Here is a 22,665-nt window from a genome sequence, read left to right as displayed (position 1 = left end):
CAAGGGCGCGCTGGCACACCACCGGTCGTCCGAGGCACCGGCAGCGCGAAGCTGGGTGGCACGACCTGAGACGAAAACCGAGACCGACCTGACCCGGGTATGGCCGGGCTCGATCGGTGGAAGGTGCGCAGCCACACGCGCATAGGTTCCTACATCGTGGCGCGTTCGGCGTCCCGGGGCTCCGGCAGCACACCATCGACGCGGAATGCTGTCAGGTAGCGGTCGATGACCTCGGGGGTGATCGGTGGGCAGACAATCCCCGCAGGACCGAGCGCGCGGCCGGCGTTGCTGTCGTCGAGGATCACGTCCGCGACACCTGGATCGCCCAGGTCGGCGTAGTTGCCGATCAGCAGGGTCGCGCGCATCAGGTCATCGTGGTCGACGGCCTGTTCGGTCAGGCGCTGCTTCGCCTCGTCCAGGTCGACGGTGTCGAGGCGATAACCCATCCGCACCAGCCCGGCCAGGATGTCCGCGACCCGGGTCGGGGTGGTGTTGACCAGGTGATAGCGGCCGGCGTCGGGCAGGCCGGTGTTGGCGATGGCGACCAGCGCGCGGGCCACGTAGTCGACCGGGGCGAGCGAGACAGCGGTAACGCCGAGCTCCGGCGTGACGCCGAGCAGCGCGGCGGCGCGCACCATGGTCCACATCGAGTCGTCGGCGCTCATCACACCGGTATCGACGGAACCGCAGATGAGCCCGGGTCGGTATACCGCGACGGGAACACCGCGTTCACCCGCCTCGAGCACCAGCTGCTCGGCCACCCATTTGGCGGCCACGTAGCCGTGCCTGGTGACCTCGGCGGCCGGAATATCACTGTCCTCCAGCACTACTCCGCTGGTCTCGGTGCCGAGCACGGCATTGAGGGTGGAGACGAAATGTACCGGTTTGATCCGGACGGTCGTCGCCAGCCGCAGCACCTCGGTGGTGCCGCCGACATTGGCCGCGCGCAGATCGGCATAGGACTCCAAGTGATTGACCCGCGCACCGTTGTGATGGATGACGCTGATCCGAGCGGCCAGATCGGCGAAGTCGGCCTCACTCAAGCCGAGTCGCGGCTGCTCCAGATCGCCGGGCACCGCCACCACCCGGTCGGCCAGGTCGTGGTTGGGCAGTTGGTAGCGCGCGAGCGCGGCGGTGATGCGGCGCAGGCCGTCCGCGCGGTCACGGCTGCGCACCAGGCACCAGATGCGGGAATCGGTGCGGTCGAGCAGCTCGCGCAGCAGATGCACGCCGAGGAAGCCGGTGGCGCCGGTGAGCAGGACGTCGCCGGTGTCCACCGGTGGCGCCAGGTCGGCGATCTCGATCGCGGGGTCGAGTCGTGCATCGGAGATCAGGCCTGCGACCCAGCGATCATCTCGTTCGGCGGCCGGTTCGAGTGCCGCGATCGCGCGTACCGTCGGCTGCTCGAAGACGGTGCGCGGATCGACATCGATGCCGAGATCCTCGGCCAGCCGGGTGCGCAGCGTGAACACCAGCAGCGAGGTGCCTCCGAGATCGAAGAAGGTGTCGTCGAGGCCGATCGTGTCGGCACCGAGCACGTCGGCGAAGACTGCGGCTACGGCGATTTCGCGTTCGGTGGTGGGGAGACCATCGACGCCGCGGGTGCGCGCGGCGGGTGTTTCCACTGAAAGATCGCGTGCAGAGCCGATGCCGGCAGCAGTACCACGCTCCGCTGTCGCGAACCCGCGTGCAGGAGCAGAGCCGCCCTCGACCTCATGTGCCGCTGCGGCTTGGAGACCGGCAGGTACGGCCACAGGCATAGGCCGTTCGCCAACAGGCCCCTTGTACTTCCGATCGCCGACGGGACTCACCGGATCACCGACGATCCGCGCCACGACCTCCTGGAAGCGCCGCGCGATGTCGACAACCGTCTCTCGGTTATATCGCTCGGTCGCATAACGGAATTCGGCTGCGAGACCATCGCCTCCAGGACGCTGCCGCAGTGTTAGCGCGAGCTCGAAATGGGTGCTCTCGCGTGGAAGGTCCAGTGCCGCGACACGGAGCCCATCCAGTTCCAGCGACGGCAGCGCGGGCAGATTCTCGAAGGAGAACACCGTCTGGAACAGCGGTGAACGGCCCTCGACGCGTGGCGGATTCACTGCCTCGACGATCTGGTGGAACGGGACGTCGGCGTTGTCGAAGGCGTCCAGCGTCGCGTTCCGCACGCGAGCGAGCAGCGCGGCGAACGGTTCGCCCGGCTCGACCCGCACGCGCACCGGCAGGGTGTTGACGAACATGCCGACCAGGTGATCGAGCGCGGGATGGCCACGACCGGCCACCGGGGTGCCGACGGAGATATCGCTGCTGCCGCACAGTTCGTGCAGCAGCGTGATGTAGGCGGCGTAGGCGGCCATGAAGACGGTGGCATCGTTGCGGGACGCCAGCTCGGTCAGCGCGGCGGCAGTCTGCTGGTCGATCTCGACATCGACGGTGGCGCCGGGGCCTTCGCTCGCGCCGGCACGATCGGCGGGCAATGCCAGCTGCCCGGGGGTCCCCGCGAGGGTGCGGGTCCAGTGCGCAAGCTGGCGCGCGGCCACCGAGCCCTGGTCGGAGATGCTGCCGAGCCGATTCTGCTGCCACAGCGTGTAATCGGCGTACTGCACCGGCAGCGGAGTCCACGCGGGCCGGACGGCGGCGGCATGCGCGGCATAGGCGGTGGTCAGGTCCGCGATCAGCGGGCCGAACGACCAGCCGTCGGCGGCGATGTGATGGGCGACGAGCACCAGTACGTGCTCGGTGGCGCCGAGCCGCAGCAACCGCACCCGCACCGGGAGGTCGCGGGTGACGTCGAAGGGCGCGCTCGTGATCTCGGACAGTTGCTGGTCGAGGTGCACGCGGTCGATGTCGATCGGCGCGAGATCGATCAGCTCGGCAGCCCTGGCAGTGGTCAGAATCCGCTGGTACGGCCCGGTCGGCGTCTCCGGGTAGACGGTGCGCAGCACCTCGTGCCGGTCGAGCACCGCAGTGACTGCGGCCTCGAGCACCACGGAATCCAGCGGACCGGTCAGCGTGAGCGCGACCGGCAGATGGTAGGCCGCCGATTCCGGCATCAGCTGGTTGAGCAGCCAGAGGCGCAGCTGGGCTGGTGCGGGCGGAATGCGTTCCGGGCGCGGACCAGCGGTCGGGGCGAGTGATTCGCCGGGGCGGGTGTCGATGCGAATGGCCAGGCTCGCGACGGTCGGTGTATCGAAGACGGTGCGCACTCCGGTGCCGAGCCGCGCGGCGACCTGAGTCGCCGTCAGCGATGTTCCGCCGAGGGCGAAGAAATCATCGCCGGCACCGACCGATTCGACGCCGAGCACCGCGGCGAACACCGCGGCCACCTGGCGTTCGGCGGGAGTGGCAGGCGCACGGAATCCGGTGCGGCCGAAGACCGGTGCCGGTAGCTTGCGGGTGTCGAGCTTGCCGTTCGGTGTCAGCGGCAGCGCATCGAGCACCACGTAGGCGGCTGGTCGGAGGTAGGCGGGCAGCGCGTCGGCGAGTTCGGCGCGCATCGCCTCGATATCGATGTGCGCGCCAGGCGTGGGGACCAGGTACGCCACCAGATGCGCGCCGGTGCGTGGATCGGTGTGCACGGTGACCGCCGCACGGGCGATCTCCGGACGCGTGGTCAGGACGGTCTCGATCTCCCCCGGTTCGATCCGATGTCCGCGCACCTTGATCTGAAAGTCGGTGCGGCCGTGGTAGATCAGCGCCGATTCTGGCCCGTCGGTGATGGTCACCAGGTCGCCGGTCCGGTACAGCCGATCACCGGGCCGGTACGGGTCGGCGACGAAACGGGTCGCGGTCAGCCCGTGTTTGCCGTGGTAGCCCCGCGCCAGCGCAGGACCGCCGATGTACAGCTCCCCGGGCGTCCCCGGCGGCACCGGGCGCAGCAGCGCGTCGAGCACCACCGCGCGGAAGCCGCGCAGCGGGGCACCGATGGTGACCGGATTGCCCGCGACCAGTTCGCCGATGGTGGCGATATCGGTGGCCTCGGTGGGGCCGTAGCCGTTGCGCATCAGCCGTCCGGGCGCCCAGGCGTCGACCAGATCCGATCGGATGGCCTCCCCGCCGACACCGAGCACCCGCAGCGACGGCAGCGCCGCCGGATCCAGGGTGGCAAGCACGGCCGGCGTGATGATCGCGTTGGTCACCGCTTCCCGGCGCATGAGCTCGGCCAGATCCGCACCGGCCACCACATAGCGTGGCGCGACGATGAGCGTGGCCGCACCGGCCAACGCGCACAGCTGCTCGCCGACCGCCATATCGAAGCCGGGCGAGGCGTGGTGCAGGGTGCGCGCCTGCGGATGCAGGTCGTAGCGGTCCCGGCGTTCGGCGGCCAGATTCGCCAGGCCGCCATGGGTGACCAGGACGCCCTTGGGCAGGCCGGTCGAGCCGGAGGTGTAGATGAGGTAGGCCGGGTGCGCCGGGTCGAGCCGCGCGCGGCGGTCGGCGTCGGTGATCGGTCCGGCGGCATGACCAGCGATGGTGGCGGGATCGTCGAGCAGTAGCCAGGTCGCGGAATCGGGAAGCTCGGCACGGAACGGTGCGGTGCTGACACCGAGATCCGCGCCGCTGTCGCCGAGGATGTGCGCGATGCGCTCGGGCGGATAGCCGGGATCGATCGGCACGAACGCGGCCCCCGCCTTGCTGATCGCCCACACCGCGGCCACTGATTCGGCGGAGCGCTCGAGCACCATGGCGACCAGGGTCTCCGGTCCGGCGCCCGCCGCGATCAGCGCGCGCGCAAGCCGATCGGTCCAGGCGTCGAACTCCGCGTACGTCCAGCGCCGGTCCCCATGCACGACCGCCGTCCCTTGCGGGTTGCGCGCCACGGCGGCAGCGATCAGCTCGGCCAACGGCACGGTGGGCACCGCATCGGTCCCCTGCCAGGGCACGAGCTGCTCACGTTCGGCCGGCCGCAGTACCTCGAGCGAGTGCACGACGGTGTCGGCGGGCATGGTCACGATGTCGGCGAGGAACCGCACGAAGCGCCCGTGGTGGGCGATCAGCTCGTCGCGGGTGTACCGGTTCGGGTTGCCCTCGAATTCGATCCGCAGACCTGTATCGGCGGCCGGGTAGATATTGAGCGCGAGATCGGCCACCGGGCCGGTGGACAGTAGATGCAGGGTGCCGGTGGCTGCGCCGAGATCGACGCCCGCACGGAAGTTCATGATGTTGACCGCCGGGCCGAAACCACGCTCGTCCGGTCCCCGATCGGCGATCCGGGCCACATCCTCGCCGCGGAAACGCTGATGGCGCAGCGCCCCGCTCAGCTCGCGCCGAGCCGCGGCGACGAGCTCTTCGGAGGTGGCCGCGGGTCCGGTGGCCACCCGTAGCGGCACCACATTGGTCACCATGCCGCCGCCGCGCCGCAGCACAGCGGTGGTACGGGCGGTGACCGGGAGACTCAACGTCACCTCGGGCAGCCCGGTCATCCGGGCGAGGTAGCCGGCCAGCGCGGCGACCAGCACACCCGCGGTGCCCGCGCCGTCGGCAGCTCGTTCGAGCGCCGCGTGCAGCTGGGGCTCGAGCACGTCACCGATGACGATGGCCTGGGCGGCCGGGGCGCCTGGGCGGGTCGCGAGTGTCACCGGCTCGGGCAGGCCGTCGACCTTGTCCGCCCAGTAGCTGCGGTCGGTCTCGTAGCGCGTCGATTGCCGATAGGCGATATCGGCATCGACGAGTGTGGCCGGTGACTGCTTGGTCCCTGCGGGCAGTTCCTGGCCACGCACCATCGCCGCGTACAGCTCGGCGTGGCGCTGTTGCAGCCGCATGGCGCCGTAGCCGTCGAGGGCGATGTGGTGCGCGCGGCTGTAGAGGAAGTGGCGGTCGGGCCCGATATGCAGGATCGTCGACCGCAGCGGCGGGTCGTTGCGCAGGTCGAACGGGGTGCATTGGTCCGCGCGCATCCAGTCGCGGGCGGCCGACTCCGGATCGCGTTCGGAGCGCAGGTCGAGGTAGCCGATCTCGTCGTCCTGGTCGTAGTCGATCCACTGGCGCACCTGGCCGTCGAACTCGACCTCGAACCGCAGATAGGCACCCATCTCCCTGGCCGCGATCCGCGCCGCGTCCTGATAGGCGATCCGGTCCAGCGGGCCGACGACGTCGATGTACTGGGTGGTGGTCAGCGGCACATCACCCAGCAGCTGCTGGGCAAACCACACTTCGCGCTGCGCCGACGTCAACGGCAGGGACTCACCGACTTCGCCGGACGATCTCATCGTGCTCTACCTTGCATCTAGCGGACCAAAGCCAAGAGGTTAGCCTAACCTTTGCCTTAAAGCCACCCGCGAGTAACGACCAGAAATGTTTGCTACAAATTCGCTGCTGGCGGGTATCGGCGCGGCTTCCGCTGCCACTGCCATGCGGTTCGGCACGGGAGTACTGTCCGAGGGACCAGATCCATCGCCCACCCCGAGCCGTACCGAGGGCGCCATGAACAATCGAATCCATTCGGCCGCACTCGAACCCGAGCCGAGTTCGGCGGTTCGGACACCGAGCCCGGTCGCCGCGGCGGTGGCGGGGATCCTGGCGGGCGCGATCGTTCTCGGCGTCGGACATCTGGTTGCCGCCTTCTTCGCCCCGGACGCATCGCCGGTCTATGTGATCGGCGCGACCGTCGTGGACACCACACCCCACGCTGTGCAGGAATGGGCGATCCGGGAGTTCGGCAGTGGCGACAAGGTGGTGCTGTTCCTCGCGATGACGGTGGTGATGACGGTCGCCGCGGCCGTCGCCGGGCTGCTGGACCGACGCCACCGGTACGGCAGCGTGCTACTCGCGGTCGCCGGACTGGCGGTCATGTGGGCGGCGGTGCGTCGACCGGACGCCACGATCGGCTGGGCGCTACCCACCCTCATCGGCGTGGTTGCGGGGATCTGCGCGCTACGCCTACTGCTGAATCGAGCGCCCGGTGTGCAGGACGACACCGAGCTCTCACGCAGGCGGTTCCTACGACTGGCCGCGACCGCGGGCGCCGTCGCGGCAGGCTCGGCCGCACTCGGTCACTGGATCGGCGACCGTCTGCGTGACGTCGCCGCGGACCGGGCGGGATTCACGGTGCCCTCCCCCGCCACGCCCGCTCCCGCGGTGCCCGAGGGCACCCAGCTGCCGATCGGCGGCATCACCGACTTCGTCACCTCCAACACCACCTTCTACCGCGTCGACACCGCATTGCGCCTGCCCGCCCTCACCAGCGACGATTGGCGGCTGCGCATCCACGGCATGGTTGCGAGACCGATCGAGTACACCTTCACCGATCTGCGGCGCCGGTCGGCAATCGCCAGGATGATCACCCTGACCTGCGTGTCCAATGAGGTCGGCGGCGATCTCGCGGGTAATGCGCTGTGGACCGGATACCCGCTGGCCGAACTACTCGCCGAAGCAGGCCCGGCGTCCGGTGCGGATATGGTGCTTTCCCGCAGCACCGACGGCTTCACCGCAAGCACACCCCTGGGGGCGCTCACCGACGGCCGCGACGCGCTGCTCGCGGTCGGGATGAACGGGGCACCGCTGCCGGTGGCGCACGGCTATCCGGCACGGCTGGTCGTGCCCGGGTTGTACGGCTACGTCTCGGCGACGAAATGGGTGGTCGAACTCGAAGTCACCCGATTCGATGCGGCGCAGGCCTATTGGACGCGTCGCGGTTGGGCCGAGCGTGCGCCGGTGAAGACCGCGTCACGCATTGATGTGCCGCGCCACCGCGCCACCCTCCCCGCCGGACAGATCGTGGTGGCGGGTGTGGCCTGGGCCCAGCATGCCGGTATCGATCTGGTCGAAGTGCAGGTCGACGACCAGCCCTGGCAGCCCGCCACTCTCGCCACCGAATACTCGACCGACACCTGGCGGCAATGGTTCTGGCCGTGGCAGGCCGCACCGGGCGACCATACCCTGCGCGTGCGCGCGACCGACCGCACCGGCTACCGCCAGACCGACCAGCGCACACCGCCTTTCCCGGATGGCGCGACAGGCTGGCACAGTCGCACGATCACCGTGCGCTGAGCGGTTCAGACGCGCCGCATCACCGACACCACCTTGCCGAGCACGACCGCGCGGTCGCCGTCGATGACGTCGTAGGCGGGATTGCGCGGTTCCAGGTAGACGTGTCCGTTGCGGCGCCGGTACACCTTCACGGTGGCCTCGTCGTCGATCATCGCCGCGACGATGTCACCGGAGTGCGCCTCCTGCTGTTGGCGCACGACAACGATGTCGCCGTCACAGATGGCGGCGTCGATCATCGAGTCACCGCGCACCCGCAAGCCGAACACCGTTCCGCGCCCGACGAGTTCACGCGACAGGGTGAGCATGTCGTCGGTGTGTTCCTCGGCGAGGATCGGCGCGCCCGCCGCGATATCACCGACAACCGGCACGGCAACGGTGTCTTCTGCCGATACCCGCTGCTCGGTGTCACGCAGGAACAGCCGCACATCGATCGGCCGCGCCACCGCATCGCCGCGACGGAGAAAGCCCTTCTCCTCCAGGGCCTTCAGATGCCGCGACACCGAGGAGGCCGACCGCAATCCCACCGCGTCCCCGAGCTGGCGGGTGCTGGGCGGATAGCCGTGTTCGACGACCCAGCGCTGGATGGTGGCAAGGATGTCGCGCTGCCGTGGCGGCAGCGTCGAGGTGTCGAGGTGCTCGTATCCGCTCACGCGGGAATGGTAGCGGTGCCCGCTGCTCCGGCCGCCGAGCAATGGGTCCTGAACATGTCGGCTCGGGTGCAGACGGCCCGGCTGGTCGAGGTGGCCGCAGGCGCCGAGACCGATCACGCACCTGATGATCAAGTGCGGATCCGGTCCAGGATGGCGGTTTTGGCGGCGACCCACGCCGGTGAGTGCACATCGCCGAAGTCGGCATGGCCGACACCTGGAATCAGACGCAGCGTGACCGGATCGCCCGCCGACTGCGCGGCCGCGGCGTAGTTGCGGCTCTGATCGGGTGAGACGGTGCCGTCGTGGTCGCCGTGCACCACCGTGACGGGCAGCCCGACCGGCAGATGCTCGATGGGTGAGGCGATCTGGTAGCGGTCGGGCTGCTGATCCGGCAGCCCGCCGAGCAGATCGCGCACGAACCGGTCGTGACCGTTGATCGCGGCCAGCCGCAGATCCAGCACGCCGGCCATGATCGTCGCGCTCGACAGTCGCACGTGCGGGTCCGCGCCGGGTGCTTCGGTGCCGTCGATGGTGTGCCGCCCGGCCAGCCAGGCCGCGAGATGCCCGCCCGCCGAATGGCCTGCCACATGCACCCGCCGCAGGTCGAGCCGCCCACCCACACGTTCCTGCACCACCGTCGCCAGCGATTCGGTCGCATCATCCACATCGGCCAGCGTCGTCGGCCAGCCACCCACCCCGCCGACCCGCCGATACTCCACATTCCAGACCGCCACCCCGTGCTCGGCCAGATCCTCGGCCAGTACCGCTACGTAACTCAGGTCGTGCACCTGCTCCCAGCCCCCGCCGTGCACCAGCACGACGACCGGGAGGCGTACGGCGTTCCCGGCGGGCAGATAGAGGTCACCGAAGTTGTCGTCGGTCTCGCCATAGCTGATCCGAATCGGCTCCGGCCGAACCGCTTCGGCCGCACTCGTCACCGAGGCCGCCGTCCCACCGTCACCGCATCCACTCACCAGCGCCGATATCAACGCACCGACCAGCAGTGAAGCTCTGCGCACCACGACCTCCCACCTCGCACCGAACCAGGACCGTCTTTGCTACCAGGTAGTACTGCGTGTGCGCGGGGGTGCGCACGGGTAGGTGGCCGAACCGACCGCTCGTCGCGAGGCCGGTCCTCAAGCCCCGATCGCGCGAGCCAGTTGCGGCCAGGAATCGTGCAGGTCGGCTTCGAACTGGCCCCAGGTGTGCGAGCCGACGGCGCGGTTGATGTGAGTTGCGGGGATGCCGAGGGAGGCGAGCCTGCCTGCGAAGGCGCCGGTGCAGGCGCTGGCGATGGCCTCGACCGGCGGCATCGGTGGCCCGCCCTGATCGATCACGCCCGGAATGCCGGAGGCCGCCGATAAATAGATCGACTTACCCGCCAGCCGGTGCGCGTTGATGAACGCGTCGTGCGCGCGCCATCCCTCGCCGCCCGGCATGCCCCACACATTGCCCGGATTCCCGCCGCCGCGCATGACCTGTGCCGACGCGAGTGATACACCGACCGGATCGGTCGCCCACGGGCAGCCGCTGTAGGCGGCGACCGCGCTGTAGAGGGGTCCGCCCTGAATAGCGAGGTCGATCGCGGAGGCGGCGCTCATCGACACCCCGGCGATGGCGTTGCGGCCGCTGGCGCTCAGCCGAGCGTCCATGATGCCGGGAAGCTCGCGCGTCAGGTAGGTCTGCCATTTGATCCGGCCCATGGCCGGATCGTCGGCCATCCAGTCGGTGTAGAGGCTGAAGGCCCCGCCTACCGGCATCACCACGTTGACGTTCTTACCAGCGAAGAACTGGGCGACGTCGGTATCGTCCCACCAGGAGATGCCGTCCAGGCCACCACCTGCGCCGGTCAATAGATACAGCGTCGGCGCACCCGCTCCTGCCGCGCGGATCACCCGGTTGGTCACCACCCGATCCATCGACGGTGAGTACACCTCGATTTGTGAAATACGATGTCCGATCGGGGATTCGGCCACCACGTGGCTACCGGATGGGGCCGCCGTCGCAGGCGAAACGAGCACAACAGAAGCGGCGACAGCACAGCCGAGGACAGCCAAGAGCTTCGATGCCTTCACTCTTCCGTTGTACCGTGCCGACGTCGGTTGATCGAGAACTACACGCCGTGAGTGGGAATCGGGCTCACTGCCATTCCCCGCGCTCGAGGTCCAGGATCCGCGGATGCATCAGTGTGGACGCCTTTTCGCCGGTATCGCGACGATCGGGGGCGAACACCGTGGCCGCGGCCAGGCTCGAGCGGTCGATCGAGCGCAGCGGGGCGGGCGGGTCGAGTTCCAGGTGCGGTTCGGTATCGCGGGTGGCCAGCACGAAACCCCAGTCGCCGAAGCTCGGCACGTCGACGTGATAGGGCAGGGTGCGCAGTCCGGCTGCGCGCACGGTGGCGTCGATGCACCAGAACGAGCGCGGCGCGAAGAACGGCGAGCCCGCCTGCACCACCATGGTGGCGCCCGGGGCCATCGCACCCGCGGCCAATGAGTAGAACTCGGTGGAGTACAGCTTGGCGATGGAGGTCTGGTCCGGGTCGGGCAGGTCGATGAGCACGGCGTCGAACTGCCCCGGCGCCTCGCGCAGCCAGGAGAAGGCGTCGGCGGTGATCACCCGCACCCTGGGATCGTCGAAGGAATGCTGGTTCAACGCGGTGATCCGCGGGTCGGTGCGGGCCAGCCGGATCATCTCCGGATCCAGTTCCACCAGCGTCACCGCGGCCACGTCGGGATACTTCAGGATCTCGCGCACCGCCAGACCGTCGCCGCCACCGAGCACCAGCACATTGCCGCGCGCACCGGCCAGCGCCGGATGGACCAGCGCCTCGTGATAGCGGTATTCGTCGACCGAGGAGAATTGCAGATCGCCGTTGAGGAACAACCGGGTGTCGGTGGTGCCGAACGGTGACAGCGATTCCGTGAGCACGATCTGCTGATACGGGGTCTGCTCGCGCCACACGATCGGATGCGCGAACAACGCCTGCTGCGCCGTCGCCTCGAAACGGTCGGCATAGAGGTAGCTGCCCACCAGCACCGCCGCCACCAGCACCGTGAGCGAACCCAGTAGCCACCGGGTGGTCCGCCGCAGATCGTCACGGAACCACACGAAGATCAAGGCCAGCCCGGCCAGCGCGTTGACCACGCCGACGATGAGGCTGCCGCGGATCTGGCCGAACATCGGCAGCAGCAGGAACGGAAACGCCAGACCACCCAGCAGCGCGCCGACATAGTCGGCGGCGAACAGATCGGCCACCGCGCTGCCCGCGGCCTGCCTGCGGATCCGCTGCAGCAACTCCATCAGCAACGGGATTTCCGCGCCGATCAGTGCGCCGATGACGATCGAGATCAACACCAGCGCCGCGGTGTAGAGGTCGAGCCAGGCGTAGGCGGCATACAGCGCGAGCACCGACAGTCCACCGACGGTGGCCAGCGCCAGCTCGACCGCGACGAACGCGGCGGCCGCCAGATGACGCAGCGGTTTCGCCGCCAGCGCACCCAAACCCATCGCGCACACCATCACACTGAGGGTGATCGAGGCCTGCGCGGCGGTGTCGCCGATCAGATAACTACCGAGGGTGACCAGCGACAGCTCATACACCAGTCCGCACGCCGCGCAGATGAATACGGTGACGAGCAGCGCGATCCGGGCGAACCGGCGCCGCGGCCCGTCGCCGGAGCCGAGCTCGCCACCGGTATCGGCGATGCCGGTATCGGTCGGGTCCTCGGTCTGCGCCGCTGTGGGCACTACGTCAGGCCGGCCGCCACCACGGCGGCGACGGCGATGTGCAGCGCCGCGCTGACCCACACGCCGGGATGCAGCTCCTTCTCGGCGACCACGCCGCGGAACTCACCCGGGGTGACCAGATCCAGCAGCAGGAACGCCAGGGCCATCGCGGCAAGCCCGATCACGCCGTACAGCGCGCTGGAGGCCAGTGCCGTGCCGATCGCGCCCTGCGAGGTCCAGATGGCAGTGGCCACGATCATCCCGACGCCGAGCAGATTCGCCGACACCAGCAGGGCCGCGTTGCGGTTGCGTTCGATCCAGATCTGCCTGCGCAGGTTGCCGGGCGTCAGGATATCGACCATGACGAAACCGAGCGCCATCAGCGCGATCCCGACCCCGCAGTACGCGAGCGCGGCGCCTGCGTCCGCGGGGAGATCTTCCAGCATGTTTTCCTCCTGAGGCGAGTTGAAGACTCGGTCGTGATGCGCGGGCTACTTGCCGTCGCCGCTGCCGCCGCCGCGGAAACCGCCACCGGATCCGCCGCCGCCGCTGCTGGCCCAGCCGTAGGTACTGATGTAGTGGCCGTGCCTGCGGTGTCCGGTGCGGTAGTCGTCGACCAGGATCTTGGCTCCGCCCTGATACGGGGTGACCGCGACGATGTCGTCGCGGTACTGCAGGAAGATCTTGTCCTCGGTGCTGCGCTTGTCCAGCGGCCGTACCGCACCGGCGATCTCGTTCGCGACCACCGGCGCCGCCGCGGCGGCGGTGTAGGCCAGGCCGTTGTTCGGCTCGTCGAGTGAGGCGGCGCGGGAGTAGTGGTCGGCGATGTAGTCGCGTGGGTCGTCGCTGTCACCGACGCGGACGATGATGGCGACCGCAAGCGCGAAAGCCACGATCACCGAGATGATGCCGGTGACCAGCCAAGCAGCACGGCTCACGACTCCGCCTCGCCGGCGCTCGGCTGCGTCGTTCCCGTGGACGCTGTGTTGATGGTTCGCTCGCTGCGCTCGCTCACGACGGCTGCTGCGGGTAGATCATGACCGCGCTGCGGTTGAGCACCTGACCGAGAGTGCCCTCTTTGCGTCCGGCGTCGCCGAACTCCTCGAACGACAGTTTGGTGCCGTCGTCGGCGACATAGTCGTGATAAGTCAGCATGCCGCTCGCTGCGAGGCCGGTGGTGGCTTCACTGGCGAATCGCGCGTTCCCGGTCTCCTCCAGACGGAATCGCTTGCCCTCGTGCTCGAGTTCGGCCGGTCCAGGTGCCGGCAGGCCCGCGGTTTCGGTCCACAGCACCAGCTCCAGGTCGGGGTCTTCCTCCACCGACAGCCAGTGCTGCACATCGTTGCCGGTATCGAGGAGGTGTTCGGCCCACTGGTAACCGCCTTCTTTGAGGCGAAGGGTGCCGCGAACGGTGTAGCTCTGGCCGAAGATATCGACGATGTCACCGGCCTTCAGCGCGCGCGGATCGCCGCGCAGGACGTCGGCGTCCTTGTCGGCGAACGGATCCACCGGCGCGGACGGCTGTGCCTGCGCCTGTGCGCGCTTTTCCTTGGTGAGCTTGTACACCATGTAGAACGAGACGCACGCAAGGACGATGACAACGATCAGCACGACGATCAAGAATGCGGTGATGACAACCCCTCCGGTCCGAACTCCCCGGGGACCTTAACACTCTTGCGTGCCCTGGGGTGGATCTGCGGCGCCTGGCCATTGTTGGGCTCAGGGTGAACGCAACCCTCGCCAACAAGGCCAGGCATTCCTAGCGTGATGCGCGGTGACCACCGGATAACCAGCTTTCCGCCTGATCGGCAACCGCAACCAGAGGAGCATCGCCCCGATGACCGAATCCGTCCCGCCGGCCGACCCGACTGCCGAGTGGAGTTTCGAGACCAAGCAGATCCATGCCGGTCAGGCGCCCTGCGAGAGCACCGGCGCCCGCGCGTTGCCGATCTACCAGACCACCTCCTATGCCTTCCGCGATACCGACCACGCGGCGGCACTGTTCGGGCTCGCGGAGCCCGGCAACATCTACACCCGCATCATGAACCCCACCCAGGATTCGGTGGAGCAGCGGATCGCGGCGTTGGAGGGGGGCGTTGCGGCGCTGTTGGTGGCCTCCGGGCAGGCTGCGGAGACGTTCGCGATCCTGAATATCGCCGGGGCCGGTGATCACATCGTGTCGAGCCCGCGGTTGTACGGCGCACCTACAACCTCTTCCACTACTCGCTGCCGAAGCTCGGTATCGAGGTGTCGTTCGTGGACGATCCGGATGATCTGGAGCAGTGGAAGGCCGCGGTGCGCCCGAATACCAAGGCGTTCTACGGCGAGACGGTATCGAATCCGCAAAACCACATCTTCGACATTCCGGGGATCGCACAGGTCGCGCATGCGGCGGGTGTGCCGTTGATCGTGGACAACACCGTCGCCACCCCCTACCTGATCCAGCCCCTGACCCACGGCGCCGACATCGTCGTCCACTCCGCCACCAAATACCTCGGCGGCCACGGTGCCGCCGTGGCCGGCGTCATCATCGACGGCGGCACCTTCGACTGGACCATCACCGACGCCAACGGACAGTCACGGTTCCCCGGGTTCACCACCCCCGACCCCAGCTACCACGGCGCCGTCTTCGCCGACCTCGGCGCACCCGCCTACGCCCTGAAAGCCCGCGTCCAACTACTACGCGACCTCGGCTCCGCAGTCTCACCCTTCAACGCCTTCCTCATCGCCCAAGGCATCGAAACCCTCAGCCTGCGCATCGAACGCCACGTCACCAACGCCCTCACCGTCGCCGAATACCTCACCGGGCACCCCGACGTCGAATCCGTCGCCTACGCCGGACTACCCACCTCCCCCTGGTACCAACGCGGCACACAACTCGCCCCCAAAGGCGTCGGCGCCATCGTGTCCTTCGAACTACGCGGCGGCATCGACGCAGGCAAGAAATTCGTCGACGCCCTCACCCTGCACTCCCACGTCGCCAACATCGGCGACGTCCGCTCCCTCGTCATCCACCCCGCCTCCACCACCCACTCCCAACTCACACCAGACGAGCAGCTCGCCGCCGGCGTCACCCCCGGCCTCATCCGCCTCGCCGTCGGCATCGAAGGCATCCACGACATCCTCACCGACCTCCACGCAGGATTCACGGCGGCGCACTGACCGCGAAGGGGGTCCGCGTCCGTCCAACGCGAACCCCACCGTCAGGTCATGCGGGATCCGGGATGCGGAAATACGCGCCGGTAGTTGAGGGGACCGGCACGCATCTGCGCACCCGGTTGTGCGCTTGTGCGGCAGCCGAATCACCGCGACCAGCGATCACCCCGCCGATGCACTGCCGGGCGTCGGCGGGTCGTGCTGCTTGTCCGCGTTTTCGCAGGATGCGCCGCCATGCAGTGGGTGATTTCGCGCGGCACGCGGCGACGAGTGCGATCAGCTCTTCAGCCAGTCGATCGCGATGGCAACCACGGCCGCGTTGAAAAAGAAGCTGAGAACACTGTGCGCGGTCACCCGTCGGCGCATCGCCGTACTCACGACCGACACATCGGACACCGCGAACGACGTGCCGATCACGAAGGAGAAGTACACGAACTCCGACAGCCCCGGCGTGGCGCAGTCCGGAAAGCGCAGACCGCCGTCGGCGAAGAAGGCGTGGGTGTAGATCTGTGCGAACGCGGTATGCAGCAGCAACCACGAGATCAGGACGGTGGCCGCCGATATTCCCTGCGCGAGTTCGTCGCCCGCGTTGGTGCCCGCGACCATGACGAACCCCGCCGTCAGGCCGGAGGCACTGGCCACCAGTGCCAGCACGGTCGTGTACCAGCGGGGGCCGACCAGCTCGTCGGACCGTGCCGCGGGTAGGTCGCGGCGCAGCAACAGCCAGCCCGTCACCATGTAGACGATCGCCAGCCCGTTCCAGAGCACCAGCAGTTCGACACCGGCCTGGGAACCGATGGACGCCAGCAACCAGGCCAGACCCACCGCGGTCAGGCCGACCTCGAGCCCCCCGAGCAGCGTGCGGCGCACGGAACTTACCTTTACCAGGTCTGCCGAAGGCATATCGCGAATTCGGCAACGTGTCGGTCGTGCGACTGATTTCGAGGCATTGTCGATCGTGGTCGGCGCGGCATGCATGGCAGAATTTCGGTCAACTGACCGAGGAGGGCTGTCATGCCGTACATCGAAGCGTCGGTGCGCCGCGGCCAACTGGTGGCGGCCGCCCGCGTCGCGTTCGCCCGCGGCGGCGTGGCGGGGACATCGTTGCGCGCCGTCGCCGCCGAGGCCGGGGTTCCGCTCGGCACGATGCAGTACGTATTTCCCTCGAAAGAGCAGCTGTTGCGGGCGGTGATCGAGGACGTGGTCGACGAGATCGCGGCCGTGCTCGAAGATTCGGTGGAGCTGGGGCAGGGGCTCGAGCATGCGATCCGCCAGGGTGCGCACAGCTTCTGGTCGCATCTGGTGACAGAGCGAACGAACTTGCAGGTCATGCAGTACGAACTCGTCACCTACGCCTTACGCACGCCAGGTCAGGAGAGTCTTGCGCGCTGGCAGTACGAGCGCTACGCCGCCATTGTCGCCGAATGGTGCCAGCGGGCCGCGCATGACGCCGGCGAGACCTGCGCGGCGCCCTTCGGCCGCCTCGCGCGGGTCCTGCTGGCCTGTGTGGACGGGCTCGTTCTCCAGCATGTGTGCGACCCCAATGACAGTCGATCGCGGGAAAACCTGGAGGCCGCGATCGAGATGATGATCGCCCTCGCCGGCATCCGTTCCGCTTCCCCGGCACGGGACTGACGATCCTCGTACCCGAATTCAGTCACCTGTATGAATTAATACCCCACTGAGGGTTGTGCCGCAGGTGTGGGGGCAGTAATCTCCGTCATATCAGTCATGCGACCGACTTACTCATGGAGGAGTGGCGATGCAGAATGTCGACGTCGTCGTAGTGGGGGCCGGGCTCGCCGGTCTGAGCGCGGCCCGCATGCTGGCCATGGCCGGACGGAGCGTGCTGGTACTCGAAGCGCGCGACCGCGTCGGCGGCCGCAACCACGGTGGCTTCCTCAGCAACGGCGTACCGGTGGAAATGGGCGGCCAATGGATCGGCCCCACCCAGGGCGTGGTTCGCGAGCTGATCGACGAACTCGGGCTACAGACGTTTCCCAGCTACGACGAGGGTGACAACCTGACCGTCGCGCAGGGTCGGGTCGTGCGGTACGCCGACGAAACCTTCGGACTCCCCGCGGATTCGGCGATGGAAGTCGGCAGGCTGTGGATGCAATTGGAAACCCTGGCGGCGACGGTCACCACCGCCACACCGTGGGAGTCCGAGAATGCCGAGGACTTGGACCGTCAGACACTCGACGCCTGGCTGGTCGCGAACACCGACGACACCGTCGCGCGGCAACTGTTCGCCGTACTGGTGCCCGCGCTCTTCTCAGCTGAGGCGCCCGAGCTGTCCCTGCTGCATTTCCTGTTCTACATCAAGTCCGGGACCAGCCTGCAAACCCTGATCGCCACCACCGGCGGGGCGCAGGAAACTCGAGTGGTCGGTGGCACGCACCAGATCTCGGAGCGGATGGCCGGCGCACTGGGCGAGGCCGTCCTGCTGGGTGCCGTGGTCCGGACGATCCGCCAGGACGCGGATCGAGTGACCGTCGAATACGAGGGCGGCAGCGTCATGGCACAGCGAGTGATCGTTGCCGTGCCTCCGACACTGGCTGGTCGGCTGCGCTATGTCCCAGCGCTGCCTGCGCTGCGTGACGGACTGACCCAGCAGATGCCTGCGGGTTCGGTGATCAAGTTCCAGGTCGGCTACGACACGCCGTTCTGGCGCGAGGAGGGCCTCAGCGGTTTCGTCCTCAGCCTCGATGACGGTTTCAGCCCGGTCCTGGACAATTCGCCGCCCGACGGGTCGTGCGGCGTGCTGGTCGGTTTCCTCGAGGGTGCCCACGCGCGCCGGGCCGATGCGATGACGTCGGAGCAACGCCGGGAGCTGGTGGTGAACACACTGGTGAAGTACTTCGGCCCGAAGGCGGCCGACCCGTTCGACGTCCTGGAACAGGACTGGAACGCCGAGGAATTCACGCGCGGCTGCTACGGCGGCCGGCTCGGCGCCGGTGCCTGGACCAACTACGGGGCGGCGCTGTCGGCACCGGTCGATCGAATCCACTGGGCTGGTGCGGAGACCGCGCAGATCTGGAACGGGTACATGGACGGCGCCATCCGCTCGGGGCGCCGCGCGGCCGATGAGGTGCTCGCGGCGCTGGTTGCGGCCCTGCACTGATCGAGACTTCCCCCTGAACAGAACAGTCCCCGGTAGTCTCCATCGAATCCATGAACCTCAGTCGTCGCTGATGGCTCCGGTTACTCGACTGGCTTGCCGGGGGCCTAGCCGGATCTTGATTTGTGCAACCACTGTTCTCTGAACGTCTTCTTCGAACACGTCACACTCTTCGGTGTTCCGGTATATAACCAGTGTCCTCCGGATTCGGCGCCAGTCAAGCCCTCGAGCGGGCAATTCTCAGATCGCGTCGGCCTTGAAATACACCATCTGATGGGTGGTGACGAGCAGCGTTCCGTCGGCGCTCCACAGCTGTCCGGTCTGGTCGAAATACCCGCCGCCGAAGTGCTGTGCGTTGGCCGTGGCGAGCAGCGGACGGTCGCCCTGTGCGGCGAGGGCGGCGGCGTCGGCGTGGTAGTAGACCGTCAGCGAGACGGTGCCCGCGGGCACCAGCCGGCCGAGGCGCAGCATCACGCGGGGCATGAAGACGTCGGCGAGCGCGGTGAGGGCGGGGAAGTCCAGCGGCCGCTGCGGCTGGTCGCGCACCCAGAGGGTGGTCTGTGAGCCGCCGGGCTGTCCGGCGACGATCGGTTCCGGGCCGCCTTCGACGAACCGCATGTCGTAGTTGCGGAACCAGGCGATACCGTCCGGGAACTGCTGGGCGGCGACGGATTCGACGGGCGGCACGTCCGGCATCGTCAGTTCGGTATCGGTCCAGCCCGGCCGCCGGACACCGAAGACCGCCGTGGCCGTGGTGGTCGTCTCCTCGCCCTGTTCGAGCGCGATCGTCCAATGCTGGGTGCTGCGGTTGGTGCGCACCGGATCGGCACTCACCTCGAATTCGCCGTCGGCGATCGGCCCGGCGAAGTTCACGGTGAGCGAGACCGGGTCGCCGAGACGGTCCGGATGCTCCAGCGCCGAGCGCAGCAGCGTCGCCGCGGTGACCCCGCCGAACGGGCCGACCATATTGGCGTAGTCGGCGCTGGTCCGGCCGAGCAGTACTCCGGATTCGCCCGGCTTCACCGTGGTGGCGGCGTCGAACTGATGCGGTGGGGCGATGAGCGGCGGCATACCGCCGACGATAGCGTCCGGCTCAGCCGCCGGGACGTTGGAGGCCGTTCACCTGCTGCTGAATCCGGTCGAGGGCGGCGCGGATGGCGTCGATCTGGGCGTTGAGTTCGGCGATCGTCGCCTCGTCCACCGGCGGCGGGGCCTGGGTCGGACCCGGTCCGGCCGGGGGTGCTGGTCGAGGCCGACCCGGCGGTGGCGGTGCCGCGGGCCCGCCACCCGGCGCGGTGGCGAGGTTTCCGGTCTCGGGCCCGAATACCTGGTCGAGCGCCTCGGCGAGGGTCGGGGCGTAGCCGACCCGGACGCCGCCGGTCCCCGGGTCGCGGTAACTGACAAGCACCCGCGCCAACTGCGGGAAGGTCGATCCGTTCGCTGCGGTCGAAATCCGTTCGGTGAACAGCGGTTCGACATACAACACACCACCTTCGGCGATCGGCAGAGTGAGCAGATTGCCGTACTGGATGCGGTTGGAACGTTCGAGCAAGGTGCGCTCGGAGGCCACTCTGGTATCGGAGATCATCGAGTTCTGGATCTGCTGCGGCCCCTGGGTGAGGGTGTCGGTGGGCAGCTGCAAGACGGTGAATCTGCCGTAGTTCTCCGGATCGCAGTCGACAGAGATGTATGCGGACAGGAACTCTCGGTTGAACCCGACCATGGCACTGGCCAACCGGAACGACGGATCGGCGGTCTCCGGATCCCCTTGCAGCACATAGAACGGGTGCTGGTGCGGGTTGGTCTCCACGGTCGGATCGCTTGGTACCGACCAGAACGCGTTGGTGGTGAAGAACTCTCGCGGCTCGTCCACATGATACTTGGCCAGCATCTCGCGCTGGATGGAGAACAGATCTTCCGGATACCGGAAGTGCGCGCGCAGTTCCGCGCTGATCGCCTCCGGGGGCTCGACCGTTCCAGGGAAAACGTTCATCCACGCGTCCAGCACCGGATCGTTCTGGTCGACCTGATAGAGGGTCACCGTGCCGTCGTAGGCGTCGACGGTGGCCTTGATCGAATTGCGCACGTAGGACAGCTCTTCGAAGGGCCCGCCTTCGATCTCGTTACCGGGAGCGAGGGCCTCGAGCGAGCTGCGCTTGGCGTACGGGTAGCCGTCGATCGTGGTGTACGCGTCCACGATCCACACGATCCGGCCGTCGACCACCGCAGGGTAGGGGTCGTTGTCGGTGGTCAGCCAGGGCGCGACGAGTTCCACGCGATGTCGTGGATCGCGGTTGAAGATGATCTTCGAATCGGCGTCTATGGCATCGGAGAAGATGATGTTGCGTTCGGCGTAGTTCACGGCGAAGGCCAGGCGGGTGAGCCAGTTCCCGATCGGGACGCCGCCCGCGCCGTCGTAGGTGTATTTGGTGCTGTCGGTGTCGTATTCGCGGGGTTCGGTGCCGCCGCCGACGATGGAATAGTCCGGGTCGGCCTGGGCGATCACTTCGCCGAAATAGATCCTCGGCTGGTCGACCGGGATCACCTGATGCCCGGACGCCGCGCTGGCGATATCGCTCACGGTGTAGATCGGGTATCCGCTGTTGCTGCTCTCCGCGTCGCCGGCCGCATCACGCACCGCGGCATTGACCCGATTGGCAGGCGCGGCGACGAAACCGTTGCCGTGGGTGTAGACGGTGTGCCGGTTGACCCAGTGCCGCTGGTTGGCGCTGAGCGCGGTCGGGGTCAGTTCCCTGGCCGCGACCACGTAGTCGCGCAGCTGTCCATCGATGCGGTAGCGGTCCAGGTCCAGTGTGTCGGGGAAGCTGTAGAAGTTCTTCAGCTGCTGTTGCTGGGTGAAGGTGCGGGAGAGCACGTTCGGGTCGAGCAGGCGCATATTGGCGATCGTGGTCGCGTCCGCCGGGACCTCCGGGGGCGCCTTGGTGCCGATCCCCGGATACGGCTGATATTCGACCCGGTCTGCGCCGATCCCGTATGCCTGGCGTGTCGCCGCGATATTGCGTTCGATATAGGTGCGTTCCTTGTCGGCGGCATTGGGCCGGACCGAGAGCTGCTCGACCGCCAGCGGCCACACCCCGCCGACCAGAATCGAGGACAGCACCAACAGCGCGGCGGCCATCGCCGGGATGCGCAGGTCACGCACCACCACCGCGGAGAACACTGCGGCCGCACAGATGAGGGCGATCGCGAACATGATCAGCCGGGCCGGTAGGACCGCGTTGATATCGGTGTACCCCGCACCGGCGAACGTGGGTTCGCGGCTGTGGCTCGACAGCAACGCGTAGCGGTCGAGCCAGTACGCGATGGCCTTCAACAGGATGAACGCACCGACCAGCACGGCGAGCTGGACCCGCGCGGCCCTGGTCAGCCCCGGATCCTTTCCGGTCAGCCGCAGGCCCCCGAACAGGTAGTGCGCCGCGAGGCAGGCCAGGAAGCCGAGCACGACGGTGGCGAACAACCAGCTCACCACGAGCCGATAGAACGGCAGATCGAAGACGAAGAACCCGATGTCGTGCCCGAATTCGGGATCGTCGATACCGAAGGCTCCGCCGTGCAGGAACAGCTGCACTGTCATCCATCGTGACTGCCCGATCAAGCCGCAGATGAGCCCCAGCGCCGCGGCGATGCCGAGCCCGAACCACCGCGCCCGGTGCAGCACCACGCTGCGATAGGGCAGCAGGTAGTCCTCGGGCCCTTTGTCGACGAGCAGCAGCGGCCGATATCGGTACGCGAACCACATCGCCGCGAACACGGCGCCGCCGACGAACACGCCGACCACGACGAACAACGTCAGGCGGGTGACCAAGACGGTGCGCCAGACATCGCGATAGCCGACTTCACCGAACCACAACCAGCCGATGTAGACCCCGATCAGCCGGGGCACCACCAGCAGCAACACGACGAGCATCGCCACGGTGATCACCAGCAGCCGAATGCTGCGAGGCAACCGCCGCCAGCTGGGGATCTCGCGTGTGCTCATCACCCACTCTCCCGTGGCTGAGCCGG

14 protein-coding genes and 1 pseudogene are annotated in these 22,665 nt (G+C 68.0%); 4 read left to right on the top strand and 11 right to left on the bottom strand.

The window, feature by feature from the left end; genetic code table 11:
* Positions 1-149: 149 nt before the first annotated feature.
* Positions 150-6,206, bottom strand: coding sequence for an amino acid adenylation domain-containing protein (locus ACFXNW_RS11335; protein WP_379417551.1), 6,057 nt, complete (start codon positions 6,204-6,206; stop codon positions 150-152).
* A gap of 214 nt (positions 6,207-6,420) precedes the next feature.
* On the opposite strand from ACFXNW_RS11335, the gene ACFXNW_RS11330 reads away from it, so the two are divergent.
* On the top strand, positions 6,421-7,986 hold the full coding sequence (locus tag ACFXNW_RS11330; RefSeq protein WP_379417550.1) for a molybdopterin-dependent oxidoreductase: 1,566 nt from the start codon (positions 6,421-6,423) through the stop codon (positions 7,984-7,986).
* A gap of 5 nt (positions 7,987-7,991) precedes the next feature.
* On the opposite strand, the gene lexA is transcribed toward ACFXNW_RS11330, so the two are convergent.
* The 7 genes from lexA to ACFXNW_RS11295 all read right to left on the bottom strand — a co-directional run bounded on the left by lexA (position 7,992) and on the right by ACFXNW_RS11295 (position 13,973).
* A complete protein-coding gene (gene lexA / locus ACFXNW_RS11325; protein WP_379418099.1) occupies positions 7,992-8,678 on the bottom strand; it encodes a transcriptional repressor LexA in 687 nt (228 codons plus the stop codon).
* Positions 8,679-8,764: 86 nt separating this feature from the next.
* A complete protein-coding gene (locus ACFXNW_RS11320; protein WP_379418098.1) occupies positions 8,765-9,655 on the bottom strand; it encodes an alpha/beta hydrolase family protein in 891 nt (296 codons plus the stop codon).
* Positions 9,656-9,772: 117 nt separating this feature from the next.
* Entirely contained in the window at positions 9,773-10,711 is a 939-nt protein-coding gene (locus tag ACFXNW_RS11315) for an alpha/beta hydrolase (protein WP_379417549.1), read from the bottom strand.
* 64 nt (positions 10,712-10,775) lie between these two features.
* Complete coding sequence (locus ACFXNW_RS11310; protein ID WP_379417548.1) at positions 10,776-12,383, bottom strand: polyamine aminopropyltransferase; 1,608 nt, start codon at positions 12,381-12,383, stop codon at positions 10,776-10,778.
* On the bottom strand, positions 12,383-12,808 hold the full coding sequence (locus ACFXNW_RS11305; protein ID WP_379417547.1) for a DUF350 domain-containing protein: 426 nt from the start codon (positions 12,806-12,808) through the stop codon (positions 12,383-12,385). Before ACFXNW_RS11305 ends, ACFXNW_RS11310 begins: the two co-directional genes overlap by 1 nt.
* A 45-nt stretch (positions 12,809-12,853) precedes the next feature.
* Positions 12,854-13,300: a DUF4247 domain-containing protein gene (locus ACFXNW_RS11300; RefSeq protein WP_379417546.1), complete on the bottom strand. Its 447-nt coding sequence runs from the start codon at positions 13,298-13,300 to the stop codon at positions 12,854-12,856.
* 73 nt (positions 13,301-13,373) lie between these two features.
* Positions 13,374-13,973 carry a DUF4178 domain-containing protein gene (locus ACFXNW_RS11295; RefSeq protein WP_379417545.1) on the bottom strand — a complete coding sequence of 200 codons (600 nt, stop codon included), beginning with the start codon at positions 13,971-13,973 and terminating at the stop codon, positions 13,374-13,376.
* A gap of 226 nt (positions 13,974-14,199) precedes the next feature.
* Between ACFXNW_RS11295 and ACFXNW_RS11290 the strand changes: the two are divergent.
* Positions 14,200-15,524, top strand: a pseudogene (locus tag ACFXNW_RS11290) (bifunctional o-acetylhomoserine/o-acetylserine sulfhydrylase).
* Positions 15,525-15,794: 270 nt separating this feature from the next.
* On the opposite strand, the gene ACFXNW_RS11285 reads toward ACFXNW_RS11290, so the two are convergent.
* Positions 15,795-16,388 (bottom strand): DUF1345 domain-containing protein, encoded by a 594-nt coding sequence (locus ACFXNW_RS11285; protein WP_379417544.1) that lies wholly within the window; start codon positions 16,386-16,388, stop codon positions 15,795-15,797.
* A 144-nt stretch (positions 16,389-16,532) separates the two neighbouring features.
* Between ACFXNW_RS11285 and ACFXNW_RS11280 the strand changes: the two genes are divergently transcribed.
* Positions 16,533-17,153 carry a TetR/AcrR family transcriptional regulator gene (locus ACFXNW_RS11280; RefSeq protein ID WP_379417543.1) on the top strand — a complete coding sequence of 207 codons (621 nt, stop codon included), beginning with the start codon at positions 16,533-16,535 and terminating at the stop codon, positions 17,151-17,153.
* Between the two features lie 127 nt (positions 17,154-17,280).
* Positions 17,281-18,642, top strand: a complete 1,362-nt coding sequence (locus ACFXNW_RS11275) for a flavin monoamine oxidase family protein (protein WP_379417542.1) — start codon at positions 17,281-17,283, stop codon at positions 18,640-18,642.
* Between the two features lie 237 nt (positions 18,643-18,879).
* On the opposite strand, the gene ACFXNW_RS11270 is transcribed toward ACFXNW_RS11275, so the two are convergent.
* Entirely contained in the window at positions 18,880-19,710 is an 831-nt protein-coding gene (locus tag ACFXNW_RS11270) for an acyl-CoA thioesterase (protein WP_379417541.1), read from the bottom strand.
* A gap of 22 nt (positions 19,711-19,732) precedes the next feature.
* Complete coding sequence (locus tag ACFXNW_RS11265) at positions 19,733-22,639, bottom strand: UPF0182 family protein (protein WP_379417540.1); 2,907 nt, start codon at positions 22,637-22,639, stop codon at positions 19,733-19,735.
* Positions 22,640-22,665: the final 26 nt, after the last annotated feature.

The sequence above is a fragment of the Nocardia sp. NPDC059180 genome, assembly GCF_042754945.1.
In the GTDB taxonomy this organism is placed as follows: domain Bacteria; phylum Actinomycetota; class Actinomycetes; order Mycobacteriales; family Mycobacteriaceae; genus Nocardia.
The sequence above is the reverse complement of the archived record's forward strand: the minus strand, read 5'-3'. Positions and strand labels throughout refer to the sequence as shown.

Excerpts from the sequence above, each read along its gene's own strand:
- ACFXNW_RS11335 (WP_379417551.1), bottom strand. The coding sequence starts at position 6,206 with ATGAGATCGTCCGGCGAAGTCGGTGAGTCCCTGCCGTTGACGTCGGCG.
- ACFXNW_RS11330 (WP_379417550.1), top strand. The coding sequence starts at position 6,421 with ATGAACAATCGAATCCATTCGGCCGCACTCGAACCCGAGCCGAGTTCG.
- ACFXNW_RS11305 (WP_379417547.1), bottom strand. The coding sequence starts at position 12,808 with ATGCTGGAAGATCTCCCCGCGGACGCAGGCGCCGCGCTCGCGTACTGC.
- ACFXNW_RS11280 (WP_379417543.1), top strand. The coding sequence starts at position 16,533 with ATGCCGTACATCGAAGCGTCGGTGCGCCGCGGCCAACTGGTGGCGGCC.
- ACFXNW_RS11275 (WP_379417542.1), top strand. The coding sequence starts at position 17,281 with ATGCAGAATGTCGACGTCGTCGTAGTGGGGGCCGGGCTCGCCGGTCTG.
- ACFXNW_RS11270 (WP_379417541.1), bottom strand. The coding sequence starts at position 19,710 with ATGCCGCCGCTCATCGCCCCACCGCATCAGTTCGACGCCGCCACCACG.
- ACFXNW_RS11265 (WP_379417540.1), bottom strand. The coding sequence starts at position 22,639 with ATGAGCACACGCGAGATCCCCAGCTGGCGGCGGTTGCCTCGCAGCATT.